The sequence below is a fragment of the Streptomyces sp. NBC_01506 genome (assembly GCF_045040295.1).
Lineage (GTDB): Bacteria > Actinomycetota > Actinomycetes > Streptomycetales > Streptomycetaceae > Streptomyces.
Window position 1 is genome coordinate 4,951,412 of the sequence record NZ_CP109422.1, and the last position, 13,584, is coordinate 4,964,995.

At 66.9% G+C, this 13,584-nt stretch carries 14 protein-coding genes and 1 pseudogene; 9 read left to right on the forward strand and 6 right to left on the reverse strand.

The window, feature by feature from the left end; genetic code table 11:
• Positions 1 to 80: 80 nt before the first annotated feature.
• The 5 genes from OG329_RS21670 to OG329_RS21690 all read left to right on the forward strand — a co-directional run bounded on the left by OG329_RS21670 (position 81) and on the right by OG329_RS21690 (position 5,728).
• Positions 81 to 728 carry a transposase gene (locus tag OG329_RS21670; protein WP_405801953.1) on the forward strand — a complete coding sequence of 216 codons (648 nt, stop codon included), beginning with the start codon at positions 81 to 83 and terminating at the stop codon, positions 726 to 728.
• 54 nt (positions 729 to 782) lie between these two features.
• Complete coding sequence (locus OG329_RS21675) at positions 783 to 1,220, forward strand: DUF4259 domain-containing protein (protein ID WP_405797362.1); 438 nt, start codon at positions 783 to 785, stop codon at positions 1,218 to 1,220.
• Positions 1,221 to 1,453: 233 nt separating this feature from the next.
• Complete coding sequence (locus tag OG329_RS21680) at positions 1,454 to 1,756, forward strand: hypothetical protein (protein ID WP_405797363.1); 303 nt, start codon at positions 1,454 to 1,456, stop codon at positions 1,754 to 1,756.
• 669 nt (positions 1,757 to 2,425) lie between these two features.
• On the forward strand, positions 2,426 to 3,961 hold the full coding sequence (locus OG329_RS21685) for an alanine/glycine:cation symporter family protein (RefSeq protein ID WP_405797364.1): 1,536 nt from the start codon (positions 2,426 to 2,428) through the stop codon (positions 3,959 to 3,961).
• Positions 3,962 to 4,504: 543 nt separating this feature from the next.
• The gene (locus OG329_RS21690; protein ID WP_405797366.1) at positions 4,505 to 5,728 is read left to right on the forward strand and encodes a lipase family protein; all 1,224 of its coding nucleotides are present in this window, start codon (positions 4,505 to 4,507) and stop codon (positions 5,726 to 5,728) included.
• Positions 5,729 to 7,123: 1,395 nt separating this feature from the next.
• On the opposite strand, the gene OG329_RS21695 is transcribed toward OG329_RS21690, so the two are convergent.
• Positions 7,124 to 7,657: a hypothetical protein gene (locus OG329_RS21695; RefSeq protein WP_405797367.1), complete on the reverse strand. Its 534-nt coding sequence runs from the start codon at positions 7,655 to 7,657 to the stop codon at positions 7,124 to 7,126.
• Positions 7,658 to 7,891: 234 nt separating this feature from the next.
• Here OG329_RS21695 and OG329_RS21700 point away from each other — a divergent pair, with 234 nt between their 5' ends.
• Positions 7,892 to 8,308: a hypothetical protein gene (locus tag OG329_RS21700; protein WP_284436843.1), complete on the forward strand. Its 417-nt coding sequence runs from the start codon at positions 7,892 to 7,894 to the stop codon at positions 8,306 to 8,308.
• An 11-nt stretch (positions 8,309 to 8,319) separates the two neighbouring features.
• On the opposite strand, the pseudogene OG329_RS21705 reads toward OG329_RS21700, so the two are convergent.
• Positions 8,320 to 9,172 (reverse strand): annotated as a pseudogene (locus OG329_RS21705) (IS5 family transposase).
• 245 nt (positions 9,173 to 9,417) lie between these two features.
• Between OG329_RS21705 and OG329_RS21710 the strand changes: the two are divergent.
• Together OG329_RS21710 and OG329_RS21715 are read left to right on the forward strand one after the other, a co-directional pair.
• Entirely contained in the window at positions 9,418 to 9,564 is a 147-nt protein-coding gene (locus OG329_RS21710) for a hypothetical protein (protein ID WP_405797368.1), read from the forward strand.
• Between the two features lie 157 nt (positions 9,565 to 9,721).
• The gene (locus OG329_RS21715; protein ID WP_405797370.1) at positions 9,722 to 10,645 is read left to right on the forward strand and encodes an FkbM family methyltransferase; all 924 of its coding nucleotides are present in this window, start codon (positions 9,722 to 9,724) and stop codon (positions 10,643 to 10,645) included.
• 255 nt (positions 10,646 to 10,900) lie between these two features.
• On the opposite strand, the gene OG329_RS21720 is transcribed toward OG329_RS21715, so the two are convergent.
• The 4 genes from OG329_RS21720 to OG329_RS21735 are packed head-to-tail and all read right to left on the reverse strand — an operon-like array spanning position 10,901 to position 12,687.
• The gene (locus OG329_RS21720; RefSeq protein ID WP_405797371.1) at positions 10,901 to 11,254 is read right to left on the reverse strand and encodes a hypothetical protein; all 354 of its coding nucleotides are present in this window, start codon (positions 11,252 to 11,254) and stop codon (positions 10,901 to 10,903) included.
• Positions 11,251 to 12,114, reverse strand: a complete 864-nt coding sequence (locus OG329_RS21725; protein WP_405797372.1) for a GntR family transcriptional regulator — start codon at positions 12,112 to 12,114, stop codon at positions 11,251 to 11,253. The genes OG329_RS21720 and OG329_RS21725 overlap by 4 nt, the downstream gene beginning before the upstream one ends.
• The gene (locus OG329_RS21730) at positions 12,114 to 12,455 is read right to left on the reverse strand and encodes a hypothetical protein (RefSeq protein ID WP_405797374.1); all 342 of its coding nucleotides are present in this window, start codon (positions 12,453 to 12,455) and stop codon (positions 12,114 to 12,116) included. Before OG329_RS21730 ends, OG329_RS21725 begins: the two co-directional genes overlap by 1 nt.
• The gene (locus OG329_RS21735; protein WP_405797375.1) at positions 12,439 to 12,687 is read right to left on the reverse strand and encodes a hypothetical protein; all 249 of its coding nucleotides are present in this window, start codon (positions 12,685 to 12,687) and stop codon (positions 12,439 to 12,441) included. Before OG329_RS21735 ends, OG329_RS21730 begins: the two co-directional genes overlap by 17 nt.
• Positions 12,688 to 12,793: 106 nt before the next feature.
• Between OG329_RS21735 and OG329_RS21740 the strand changes: the two genes are divergently transcribed.
• A complete protein-coding gene (locus OG329_RS21740; protein ID WP_405797376.1) occupies positions 12,794 to 13,549 on the forward strand; it encodes a GntR family transcriptional regulator in 756 nt (251 codons plus the stop codon).
• Positions 13,550 to 13,584 lie beyond the last annotated feature (35 nt).

Here is a 13,584-nt window from a genome sequence, read left to right on the forward strand (position 1 = left end):
GCACCCGCGCCAGGCACGCCGACGTCCACGCACTGCTGGAGGCCGGACACAGCCGTCGCTCGGTCCAGCGGCAGCTCGGTATGACCTGGCGGACCGTCAAGCAACTCGCCGACGCGGCGAGGCCGGAGGAGCTTTTCACCGGGCAGTGGCAGAACCGACCGTCGGTCCTCGATGACTACAAGCCCTACCTGGACGACCGGTGGAACGAGGGCTGCACCAACGCCTGGAAGCTGTGGGAAGAGATCGTGCCGCTCGGCTACAAGGGCAGCTACCAGCGCGTCCGCGCCTACCTGCACAAGAAGCGCACCTCACCGCGACCGGTAGTCGCCCGGCCGCCCTCGCCCCGAACGGTCGCCGGCTGGATTCTCCGGCGACCGGAAACTCTTCCCGAGGCCGAACAACTGCTGCTCAAAACCGTGCGCACCCAGTGCCCCGAGATCGACGCGCTTACCCGGCACGTCCGCGCCTTCGCGGTCATGCTGACCGAGCGCCAGGGCGAGCGTCTCCCTGACTGGCTCGCCGCCGTCCGGCAAGACGATCTGCCCAGCCTCCATACCCTTGCCGCCGGCATCGACCGCGACCGCGATGCCGTCATCGCCGGTCTCACCCTGCCCTGGAGCTCGGGTGCAGTCGAAGGCCATGTCAACCGCATCAAAATGATCAAGCGGCAGATGTACGGACGCGCTGGCTTCAACCTCCTGCGCAAGCGGGTACTGCTTGCCTCCTGAGCGCACTGTCAGTGACCAGTGCGACGATCCCCAGACGACCGCGCGAGGAGAGACATGGGCACCTGGGACATCGGCCCCTTCGACAACGACACCGCCGCCGACTTCGCCGGTGACCTGGACGAGGCAGCACTGGAAGAACGCGAAGCCATGATCCGGGGCGTGCTCAAGCGCGCCGCCGGGCCTGCGGACTTCCTGGGAATCTCCGACGGCGAGCGAGCCGTGGGCGCGGCGGCCCTGGTCGCCGCCCAGCATCCTGACGGCGATCCGGCGTGTTCGAACTATGGCCCATCAGAGCCGCTACCGGAGTTGCCTGCAGACCTTCGGATGCTCGCCGTCGACGCCCTGGACCAAGTGATCTCCAACCGGTCTGAACTCGCCGAGCTGTGGGCCGAAGCCGCGAACTGGTCGAAGTGGCGCCAGGACATCACCCGCCTCCGCAACGTCCTTGACCCTCCAATCCCGCCACAAGAGGAAGCCCTGTTCGAGATCTAATCGGTGACTTACAGTCACGGACCACAGAAGTTGAGCCAGAGCCCGAGAACTGCCGTCATTTCGCGGGCCGTTCGAGAGGAAGCTCCGCACGCGCTTTGCGTCGAAAGCACACGCGTTGACTGATTAGCGATCATCCGATGGAGTGACGGGCGAATGGGTGAATGTCGCCCAGGGGAGGACGCCTCTGGCCACCGTCGGTGACGTTGGCAAGCCGAAGCCGCGAGGAGTCACACATGTCCATGTTCCAGACGGGAAAGCTCGAGCTGTCGTCGGGCCAGCCCATCGAGACCACCGGGGGGAACACCTCCACCTTCACCCGCGTCACCTTCCCCAGCCCGTTTCCCAGCGGATCCCAGGTGATCGTGCTCGCCCAGACCCAGACGTTCAACGGCGCGGAGACGCCCGGCATCCGCCTCCATGACGTCACCCCCACGGGATTCCTGATCCGTCTCAACGAGGTCAACGTCAACGCCGGCGTACGAAGCGACGGCCGCCACGTGAACGAGACCGTCGGCTGGGTGGCCAGCACCGTCTGAACCGCCTGAATTGTCTGACAGGAAGCCGGCCGCCTCTGGTCCCGTCCGCACTCAGGACCAGAGGCGGAAGGGCTGTCGGCACTCATCAGAACCCGTGACCACCCGCCCGTGGAACCGGGCGCGTCCCGAACCCGGGGACCAAGTGCCCTACTCCAGCGCCGGTTTCGTCGGTTCCGCGGCGGCAACGCCATGTGTCCGTGCCGGCGCGCGCCCGGCCTCCGCCCGGCCTCCGCTCGGCCGCCGTCCTTGGGTTGTCCGCCGGTCCGCCGGTCCGCCGGTCGGAGCGCGACCTCGTCGCAGCCTTCCCCGCCTCCCTCACCTGCGCCGCGCACCGTTCGCGCGCATGGTGCGGTCCTTTCTCAACTGAGGCTCAGATCCGTGTAACGATCACGCCCAGTGGGCCCACGGGCCCGGCAAATGGGCCCGATCTTGTGACGTGCATCACTAAAAAGTGCGTAAAGGGCATGGTAGGACTGCACAAATCCGCTTCCGGAAGCGCTCTTTCCGGTGGCGGTTTCACCGGTGCGCACCGGTACACACCACCGGGTGAGTCCGGTCCGGGTCCGCGGATCGGGGTCACCCTTGACGGTCCCGGACATGGCTGTCTCCCCATGCCTGCCCCCACCCGGCGTGTGCTTACGCGCCGGCCTGCGCTCCCGAGGTAGCCAGATGTCACTTGATTCACTCACCGAGTCGGTCGACGAATCCGTCAGCGGATTCTTCGAACCGATCGCCTCCTGGCTCGGCGAGGTGGTGTTCTACGCCGTCCCCGTCGGGAACACGGAACTTCCCCTGATCGTGGCCTGGTTGGTGATCGCGGGCCTCGTCTTCACCGGCTGGTTCGGGTTCGTGCAGTTCCGCCGGTTCCGGCTGGCCGTCGCCGTGGTGCGCGGCAAGTACGACGACGAGTCGGCCGCAGGCGAGGTGAACCATTTCCAGGCGCTCACGGCGGCCGTCTCCGGCACCGTGGGGCTGGGGAACATAGCCGGCGTCGCGGTCGCGGTCAGTATCGGCGGGCCCGGCGCGACGTTCTGGATGATCCTCTGCGGGCTGCTCGGCATGGCAACCAAGTTCGTCGAGGTCACCCTCGGCGTGAGGTACCGGGAGGTGCACGCCGACGGCACCGTCTCCGGTGGCCCCATGCACTACCTCCCCAAGGGCCTGGCCGAACGATTCGGCAGCCGCGGCGCCTCCTTCGGGAAGATCCTCGCCGTGCTCGCCTCGGCGATGATCCTCTTCTTCGGCCTCTTCGGCGGCAACCTCCTCCAGGTCAACCAGAGTTACGCGCAGCTCGTATCCGTCACCGGCGGCGAGGACGGCGCCCTGGGCTCCTCGGCCGGCGCGCTGCTGTTCGGTCTGCTGGTCGCGGTTCTTGTCGGTGTCGTCCTGCTCGGCGGCATCCGCTCGATCGCTTCGGTGACCAGCCGTCTGGTGCCCGCGATGGCAGCGATCTACATCGCCGCGTGCCTGACCGTCATTCTCGTCAACGTGGGCGAGTTGCCCTCCGCCGTCGTCACGATCATCGAGGGTGCCTTCAACCCCGAGGGCGTCGCGGGCGGCGTGCTCGGCGCACTCATCATCGGCTTCCGGCGCGCCGCGTTCTCCAACGAGGCCGGGCTCGGATCGGCGCCGATCGCCCACTCGGCCGTCAAGACGAAGCACCCCGCCAGCGAGGGCCTGGTGGCCCTGCTGGAACCGTTCATCGACACCGTGATCATCTGCACCATGACGGCACTCACCATCGTGATCGCCAACCCCGCGAGCTGGGCCGAGGCCCGGACCGGGCAGGACATCGGCGGCGTGACGATCACCTCCGACGCCTTCGAGACCGTACTGCCCTGGTTCCCCTACATCCTCACCGTCGCGGTGCTGCTCTTCGCGATCTCCACCGTCCTGACCTGGGGCTACTACGGCCTCAAGGCGTGGTCGTACCTCTTCGGCCGCAGCAGGGCCAGCGAGACCACGTACAAAGTGATCTACACCCTGTTCGCCGTCGCCGGCTCGCTGCTCACCCTCCAGACCCTGATCGACATGGCCGACGCCGTCCTGTTCACGCTGGCCGTCATCAACATCATCGGCCTCTACTTCCTGGCCCCGTTCGTCAAGAAGGAACTTGAGACGTTCCTCGCGTACGTACGCCGGCGCGACAGCGGTGAAGCCCAGGACCCGGCCGCGGAGAAGACTCCGGCCGTCTCCGAATCCTGACCCCTCACGGTGCTCCGGCGCGGCCGGCTCCGATTCCGGAGCCGGCCGCGCCTGTCTGTTCTCCGGGAGCCGCCCCGGCTCCTACCTGCCGGTTGTGCTGCGGCGGACGGCTTCGGCCACCAGGGTCATCCATACGGCGAGTTACGCTCCCGGAGTGCCGGGAAGTCCGTTCGGCGACACGGGAGGTCTCCCTTTCACGCGCGGACGGCCGTCGCCGGGCGCCGCGGACCGAGACGGTCGGCGGCATGGTGATGGTGCTCCTCACAGCGGCGCCGGCCGCGCTCACCTGGGCCAACTCCCACTGCGCGGCTCGCACTTCCTCGTCGCGGGCATCGAGCTGAAGCGCGAGCCGGTCGCCCGGTGAACGGCGTAACAGGGGCGCGTCGACAACGACGCCGGCCGCTGCCGTCTGAGCGGCCACCACCGCGCAGCCAGGGCGGGAGCAATTGAGGCCATAAGTGCGGCTTCGGCGTATCTGCGTCGTTGAGTGCCGCGCCTCGGATAGGAATGGGATCTTCCTGATTCCCCGACCGAGGAGCCCTCGTGGTCTGTCGTCGTGTCCTGGGCGGGCGGGCTGCGGCATCGTTCACCGCCGCGGCCTGCGCCGTGCTCACCTTCACCGTGCCGTGCGGCGAGGCGGTCGCCGCCGGCCAACCGCGCCCGCAGCAGCGGCCGATGGCCCTGCCCGCCGCCAACGGCGACGTGCTCAGCTCGGAGCCGGGCGTCTTCCACCTGGATCCGCTCAAGGCGTTCAAGGCCAAGGCGACCGCGCACCGGATCATGTACCGCACCACCGACCGCGCCGGGAAGCCCATCGCCGTCACCGGCACCGTACTGAACCCCACAACCTCCCCACACGCCCAACGCCCGATCGTCGCCTTCGCCCCCGGCACCCAGGGCCTCGCGGACAAGTGCGCCCCCTCCCGCCAACTGGCCGAAGGCACCGAGTACGAGGCGCTGCCCATCAAGAGACTCCTCGACCAGGGCTACGCCGTGGTCGTGACCGACTATCAGGGACTGGGCACCCCCGGAGTCCACACCTACATGACCCGCGAGGCCCAGGGCCGCGCCGTCCTGGACTCCGTCCGCGCCGCCCAGCGCCTGGACGCCGCCCACCTCCCCGACGCCGGACCGGTCGCGCTCTACGGCTACTCCCAGGGCGGCGGCGCCACAGCGTCCGCCGCCGAACTCGCCCCCACCTACGCCCCCGAACTGAAGATCAAGGGCGCCGTCGTCGGTGCTCCCCCGGCGGACATGAACAAGGTCGCCGACAGCATGGACGGCTCCGCCTACGGAGCGTTCTTCAACTACGCCCTGTCCGGCCTGGCCACCGCGTACGGCATCGACATCGACCCGTACCTGACCGCCCACGGCAGACGCGTGACGAACGACCTGCGCGACAACCTGTGCACCACACAGGCCCTCGCCAAGTACCCCTTCCTCAACTCGCGCTTCCTGACCGTGGACGGGCGCCCGCTCACCGAACGCCTCAAGCGCGCCCCGTGGGACAGGATCGTGGCCGACCAACAACTCGGCAAGCGCAAGCCCGCCGTACCCGTCCTGCTCTCCCACAGCGCCCTGGACGACGTCGTCCCCCAACAGGTCGGCAAGAACCTGGCCGCCGACTGGTGCCGCCGCGGCACGACCGTCAAGTTCACCGGCAACCACATCCCCGGCCACATCGCGGCCACCGAGGCCACCAGCGCCGAGGGCATCCCCTGGCTCGCCGACCGCTTCGCCGGAAGGACCGCGACGAAAACCTGCTGACCCCGGTACCGCTCCCTCGGGCTTCCGTCCCTGGAGCTGTCGTGCCGACGGCCGCCGGCGTGCGGACGATCCGCGATCGGATGCCCACGCCCCCATGGGCTGCCCGCGTTCACCGAGGCCCCAGTCCGATCACAGCAACCGCAACCGGAACCACAACCACAACCACAACTGCGACCGCGTACGTCGAAGGCCCGCCATCGCTAGCGACGGCGGGCCTTCGACTATTGCCCGGTGAGAGCAATGGCGGAGGATACGAGATTCGAACTCGTGAGGGGTTGCCCCCAACACGCTTTCCAACTCTGCATGGACCCGTTCGTCGGGGTTCGCAGCCGTGCGGGGCAGCGGTTCTCCAGTGGAAGGGCCTCCTGCTGAACGGCTGCGAACAGGCACGGACGAGACTGTCGATGAGACTGTGGACGCGCTCGACAAGCTCCTTAGTCCGTAGCCCAAACCAGATCGGTCAACGGCGGTCACACCCGCTTGTCGAGGGCGGACGGGTCATTGACGGGCGCCACCGGTTGCTCAGGTTGCTGTACTTCGGTGCTGCACAGTCTGCGGCTCGTGCCCCTACGACCAGACTGACAAGCTCCCAAGAGCCCCATTGAGCAGGCCTCTTGACAAGGCATCACCTTGTGGTACCTTAGATCCCGCTCGGCATCTTCCGAACATCGAGGTCTCATACTCGCTGGCAGGCGTTCACCTGTAAATGGTCGATGTATCAGAGCTCGAAGATTCATAACTGCATGCAGTCAAGACGAATTAAGCCTGATTCTATTTGTGTGGCCGGATTTTGCCCACATTGATAGAAGTCGGGCTTTTTTGTTGTCTCAAGCACTAAAGGTTAGAAGGTTTTTCCGCCGAAAAATATATGGAGGTTGATAGTGCGCGAAATGTTCACCCAAGTAGGACAGACGGTCCGGTTCGCCATCGCCGATGAGTCCCGGACCGCCCGCCTCAAGTCCCTGATTGTGACGACTGCCATCGTCGCAATCGTTGGGTATTACGTCCTGTTCATCATGTAGTTTCTCATTGCTCAGGACTCGACTATGGTACGGCGGACTGTGTCGCCTCGGCTACAGCCCGCCGTACCGGTCGTCGAGGCGAGCCGACCGTCTCAGCCACAGCGGGTCTCTCCTCAGCGTTGGTGTTCGTTTAGGTCGCGCGACGCCCTCAGAGTGGGGCGGAGACAAGCGCGGCGGGAAGCCGAGGAGCGCGGCGAGCGGAGCGAGACGACTTGAAAGTCTAGAAGTAGTTGGAACTCAACGGCTTCCAAGAGGATCCATCCGTCTGACGGCGTACGCCGATGACCTGCACGAAATCCCCCAACGTCTGCTGCCCGGACCCTGGTGGGGGACTCCTCGGGGAGAGCGCATCGGAGGATACGCACGCTCTGGGTTAGCCAGAGGTGTTGTTCCCCTGCCGACGAGCCGAGGGCAGAAGGAGGTCCCGCTCCAGGTGCCGCTCGCCAGACACCTTCCCCTGCACGCCGAGGTCCACCCGAGCCGCCTCGTGGAACTCGTTGATCTCGCGGAAGGCGACGCGGTGCAGCTCCCGCCACTCCTCCAAGGTGCCGGTGGTCTTCCCGGTCGCCTGCCAGTCGATCGCGCGGACGGCGCTGTGCAGCTCGTGCGCGGCCTCTACGACGACATCGCCGCCGAGCAGCATGACTTGCTCGAACGACTGCCCCTGGTAGCGCTCGGCCTCGGCCAGGTCTGCAAGCATCTCCGACTCGGGCAGCTCGCTCGTACGTATCCCTTCCCGATGCTCGTACAGCCGCACCGCCAGGAAGATGCCGGCCCGCACCCGGTCCACGTACCCGCCGTACGCGTCGAGCTTCCGATCGTCCCACCGCGTCAGCAGTTCCCGCCGGTGGCGGCTGCGCTCCATCACGTAGTTGGTCAGATGCGTCGTCAGCGCACCGAGCAACACCGCAGCGACAGTTACCAGTTGCTCGCCGGTCCCCAACTCGTCCCCCAGAGAAAGAAGTCATCTACATCTCTAGAGGATCTTAGGAGAGTGAGGAAGAGCGCTGAAGGCGCAGTTGCGCGGCTAGGCCGTTTCGTTCGGATCACCGAACCCTTGGCATGTGAGGGCACTCGTCGAGTGCGGCGCCTCGGGCGGCTTCTGTAGCCTGGCGGCGCTGTATGTCGGGGGGAGCTGACCGTGGAGAACATCCTGTCCGTGGCCATCGGGGCCGCTATCGGCCTCATAGGTGCGGTGTTCGGTTCGTGGTTCAGCGCGCGCCGACAGGACCGCATGTGGCTCCGCGAACAGAAGCTCAAAGCCGGGATCGGCTTCAACACGGCCGTAGTTCAGCTACTGGACTACCTGAAGGAAACACAGCTGAGTGACGATGGCCCCGGAGCCAACGAGTTGGCGAACCAGATGCAGGAAGCACGCTCAGCTCTCTACCTGCTCTGTGCCAGCGACACGGTCGATCTCGCCGATGCTCTCGCGCATCGGGTCTGGAGCACCAGGCCCACCGACGGCAGGGACGACCGCCGGGCCGAGTTCCGAGAGACGGTGGACCTCCTGCGTCGCTTTACCCAACAGCTCCGGCAAGAGATCGCCAGATCGTAGTCCCCATTGGATCACCGGGCGGACCAGAGGAAGATGCCTGCGATGTGGAGTCCGGCCAGGTAGATGGTGGCGGTCTTCTCGTAGCGGGTGGCGATACCCCGCCACTGCTTCAAGCGGTTGATGCACCGCTCGACGGTATTGCGCTGCTTGTAGGCGTCACGATCGAAGGCCGGTGGTCTGCCGCCTCGGCTGCCGCGACGGAGTCGGTGACCCTGCTGGTCGGCCGGGACGGGGATCACCGCTCGGATGCCGCGCTTGCGCAGGTGCTCGCGGATCGCGCGGGAGGAGTATGCCTTGTCGGCCAGGACCGCGTCCGGCCTGGTCCGGGGGCGTCCGCGGCGCCTGGGAACGCGCAGGCTGGCCATGACGTCGAGGAAGGCGGGTGCGTCGCCGGCCTGTCCGGCGGTGAGGACGAAGGCCAGGGGGCGGCAGCGAGTGTCGGCGGCGAGGTGGATCTTCGTGGTCAGTCCGCCGCGGGACCGTCCGATGGCATGGTCGTCGGGCTCGTCGGCTGGGGCCCTTTTTTGCGGGCTCCGGCGGCGTGCTGGTGGGCCCGTACGATGGTGGAGTCCACCGAGACGGCCCAGTTCAGGTCGTCTTCGGCGTCGGCCTGGGCCATCAGCGTCGTGAACACCCGCTCCCAGGTGCCGTTGATGGCCCACATCCGCAGCCGGTTGTAGACGCCTCGCCAATTGCCGTACTTCTCCGGCAGGTGGACCCAGTTCCGGTCTGGAACTTGAAGGCGATGGCGTCGATCACCTCGCGGTGATCCCTCCACCGGCCACCCCGTTTCGGCGTCCGGTCCGGGAGTAACACCTCGATCCGCGCCCACTGCGCGTCAGTCAACGGCACACCCGGACCAATGACCGGCTGATCCAAACGAAACTGCCTAGGTGTCGCTCGTTGCTCGGTGAGGTCGTAGGTAACCGTCGACGCCGGGTGGCATCCCCGGTCAGGTCACCCGAACAGCCAAGGGACTTGGGGTTGCGCCGCTTGCGGCCGCGCTCTGCACAATGCGCACTGTTCGGCTCCACCCCGCCATGAGGTCGGAGCAACTATCCCCGCCGTACGCATGTGGCTCACGCATGCCCAAATCTGAAGGATGCCCGATGCCGAGCGACCCCAAGACGTATCTTCTGCTGCTCCTGACCTTCGCCTTCCTCGCGTACGTGGTGGATCAGCACCCTCGAGTTGCTGAACCTCTCGTCGTCGCAACGGCCGGTGTGGGGCTCATCATCCTCGTACTGACTCTTTGACGCGGGGCAAGTGGCGCCCTGTCGGAGGGCTTCGGACGGGTGGGGGAGTTGGCTGCGCTGGAGTCCCCCACCCCTCGTGTTCCCTCTCCCCCTTCGACGCTGAACGTGTTGCCGTCGGGACTACGGTGCTCGTGGGACTCGGCGGAGAGGTAGTTGGATGGGTGACGGGAACGCAAGCTCACTGGTCACCCTTGGCCGTGCGTACGTGCGCTACGCTCCTGGCCTTCTCGGCAAGCCCCCACTCGCGGGGCGGTATCTGAACCCTCGGTTACGTGAGCGCCCGCGTCGGCGAGTCGTACGGGCGCGGTTCGGAGCGCGGTTCGTTGTCGACACCCAGGACCTCATCCAGCGGTATCTCTACATGTTCGGCGTCTGGGAACCGCACATGACGCGGTGGCTGCGGGGTCGCCTGCGGCCAGGGGACACGTTCATCGATGTCGGGGCGAACATCGGGTACTACAGCGTGCTCGCCTCGCGACTCGTCGGGGACGGGGGCCGGGTGGTGGCCGTCGAGGCGTCGCCGGCGTTCCACCAGAAGCTTCAGCAGCAGGTACGGCTCAACAACTGCGGCAACGTGCGTGCCGTGAACGGGGCCGTATCCGATGAGCGGAAGATGCTGACTTTCGTGCTCGCTAGCTCGGCGAACATGGGGGCGAACAGCATCGTCCCGTACGAGGGGGCGGCGGAGTCGTCGTTCGAGATCGAGGCACTTCCGCTTCCGGACATTCTGACGGCGGCGGAGATCGCCAGTGCGCGCGTCATCAAGATTGACGTTGAGGGCGCCGAGGGGCCCGTCGTGCGCGGGCTGGCGCCCATGCTTGACAAGCTGCGGCCGGATGCCGAGGTCACCGTTGAGGTGGCCCTCGACCGCATGGCGCAACTCGGCGACTCCGTAGATGAGTTGCTGGCAACAATGCTCGAGCACGGGTTCCACGTCTACCGGCTCGCCAACGACTACGCCCCCGAGTCCTACCCTGCGGCAATTCGAGGGGCACGGCTACTACCGGTGCGCTGGCGCGGGCCGGTTGTCGAAGAGAGTGATCTGATCTTCTCCCGGATCGACGCGGAAACGCTCGGTTGACGCGCTTGCGAACGCACCGCGGCCCGGCTCTTTGAAGTGAGGAGCCGGGCCACGGTTGTTGGCGGGCACTACGACCAGCGGATGGGGTCCAGCTCTCCGCCGGCGCATACGGGGCAAGGCACTCGGTAGGTACGGCGGCACGTGTGGCAGCCTCGGAAGCCGCAGCAGTCCGGGCACCAGATGACTCCGCGACCCGCGCAGCATCCGCAGTACGTCACGTTCTTCGCACCCGTCTGCGAGGTCACATGACCGTACTCATCCGTCTCCCTCGCCGCCGTCGTCCTCCAGGTCCTCCAGGTCCTCCTCGTCCTCGTACTCGCCCGGCGCCGACAGCCGGGCGCCCCGGCTCTCCGCCACTCGCAGTACGTCGCCCAGCACCTCCGTCACCCGCGCGAGAGCAAAACGGAGTTCACGGCTGCCCACCTTCGGATCGGCGAGCACGGCCCTCGCGCCGCCGAGCACTTCGGTGCCCGTACTCGTCTGTGACGCCTCCACGCTGTCGGCGAGCCGCGACATGACTCCCCCGTCGCCGTCCGCGCTGAGGAAACACGGCTTCCCCTCATCCGAGGTCCACGGCAGAAGGCGCAGAGTGTTCGTGCGTGTGGTCATCCGGACGTCTCCATTTCTTCAGGCGCGTCAGCCTCGGATCGGGTGGTGAAGAGAACTTCGATGCGGTCGCCCGGCAGCACCAGGAGTGCGCCCTCCACCACACGGTCACTCGCGTCGGCCGATGTGCGCTCCACCGCGAGAACCGGCGTGCGGGTGCTGATGTTGAGCGTGTGCGCCTCGTCCGCCGTGGGGAATCGGGCGGTGACGCGCTCGGTGGTCGTCACCACCTCCACCCCGTCCGCCGACAGCAGTTCGCGCACGCTGTCGCCCCAGGGAGATCCGCCCGCCTCGGGCACACCCGGGCTCGCGACGGCGTGCGGTACGTAGATGCGGGTCAGACTCCGCGGTGACGCGCACTGATGGCTGATGAAGACGTACTCCGTCAGCGGGCTGCCGACCCGAAGTCCCAAGAGCGAGGCCAGCCGCCCATCAGCCTCAACGATCGTGATGTCGAGACTGACGCTGTTGCCGTCGCCGACGCTGGGTGCATGCTCGAGGTCAGGCGGACGCCTGTCACTCGCATACGCGATGCGTTGCCCCGGACGGCGAACGAAGTTGCCGATGCCGTGACGCTTCTCGATCAAGCCCTCGCTGTGAAGAAGTTCGAGTGACATCCGCAGAGTTGGAGTACTGACGCGGTAGCGCGCCGCCAGCTCCGCCTCGGCGGGCATGCGCTCGCCCACCGGCCAGGTTCCCGCCGTGATGAGCCTCCGGATGTCGTCCGCGATCTGCTCGTACCGGTTGGCCATTGCTTTCCCCTGGTTGAAGGTGTCGAAGGCTCGTCTTGGGCCCAATGCGACGGGCGGGGGCACGACCGGCGGGCCCGTCGACCGCGACTCGTCGCAACGGGGATGCGGCATCAGTTCGCCCTCGGTGCCTGGAAGTACGGGTTGACCAGCAGCGTTCGGAGGCGCGAGGCGTACCACTGGCGTGCCCGTTCTTCGTGGGCGAGCAGATACGGGCGGACAAGGGCGTGGTCCTCGGCGCGCAGCGGGTCGGCGTGCTTCGGGTACCTGAGAGGGCGCCCCACCCGCAGCGCCGGGGTTGAGGCCAGGTCTTCGTACGTGCTCGTCCCGGACCTGCGGCGATGCCGGCCCTTCGACGGATTGGGCAGAGGAATCGGTAAATGCCGTCTGGTCCACACGGCAGCACGGCGCATATGGTCGAACACGCTGATCAGCTCCCTATAGCTGAAGGCCATGCCTCCGGACGGCGTCGACCGTCGCGGGGGCTTCATTGCCGAAAGCGGCCCACACCCGGCGACCGTTCGCGCTGGTGACGAGCCCGAAGCAGTCGGCCTCCTCCAGCGCTGCCAGTACCTCGCGCCATGTTTCGACGTCGATCGGCCCCGGTAAGTCCGCTTCGACGTACGTGAGGTCGGCGAGATCCGTCGCGTGTGGTGCGAGCCCGGCGGCGGAGAGACGCGCGGCCATGCGACCAGCACGAATTGCAGGTGCGGACACATGTCCTCCGTCGCCAGGCAGTCACTATATGTGAAGTTGGTTAACTGGATTAGAGCTAGTGGACTAGATTTTCCACATGCGTGAGCAACCGCCCTACCTCCGGATCGCCGACGTGCTGCGTCGGCGCATCGCTGACCAGGAGTGGAGCCCAGGAGACCGGCTTCCGTCACGCGCTCAACTCGCACAGGAATGCGGCGTGGGCGAGAACGTCATCCGGCGCGCGCAGGAGCTTCTGATCTCGCTCGGAGTCCTGGAAGGACGCGCGGGATCGGGCACGTACGTCGCCCAGCCGCGCGAACGCCTGCGTATGGTCCGCTCGCAGTACCGCGAGCAGCGCGGCGGCTCGCCCTTCCGCGCCGACATGGATTCGCTGGGCAAGCGGGGTACGTGGGAGAGCCGCACGGAGGCGAAAGTGCCGGCCCCGGCGGGGATCGCCGCGCGGCTCGGCATCTCGGCGGGCGATCTCTGTGTCCGTACGGCGTACGAGTTTCTGGTCGACGGCAAGCCGGCCCAGATCTCGACGAGTTGGGAGCCGTACGAGATCACGTCGGGCACCCTTGTCGTACTGCCGGAGGGCGGACCCCACGCGGGCAAGGGTGTGGTCGACCGCATGGCGGAGATCGGCATCACGGTCAGTCACGTCGTGGAACAGCCAGAGCCCGGCCAGGCCGACGCCGAGGAGGCGACACTTCTCGGCGTACAGCGCGGGGCACTCGTCACGCGCATCCGCAGGACGTACTACAGCGACGATTCCCGCCCGGTCGAGACGGCCGACATCGTCATCCCAGCGGCGAGCTGCGAGATCATCTATGAGGTTCCGGTCAAGGGCTGAGAGCTACTTCAGCCCTTGCGTCGAGCAGCGTCGCA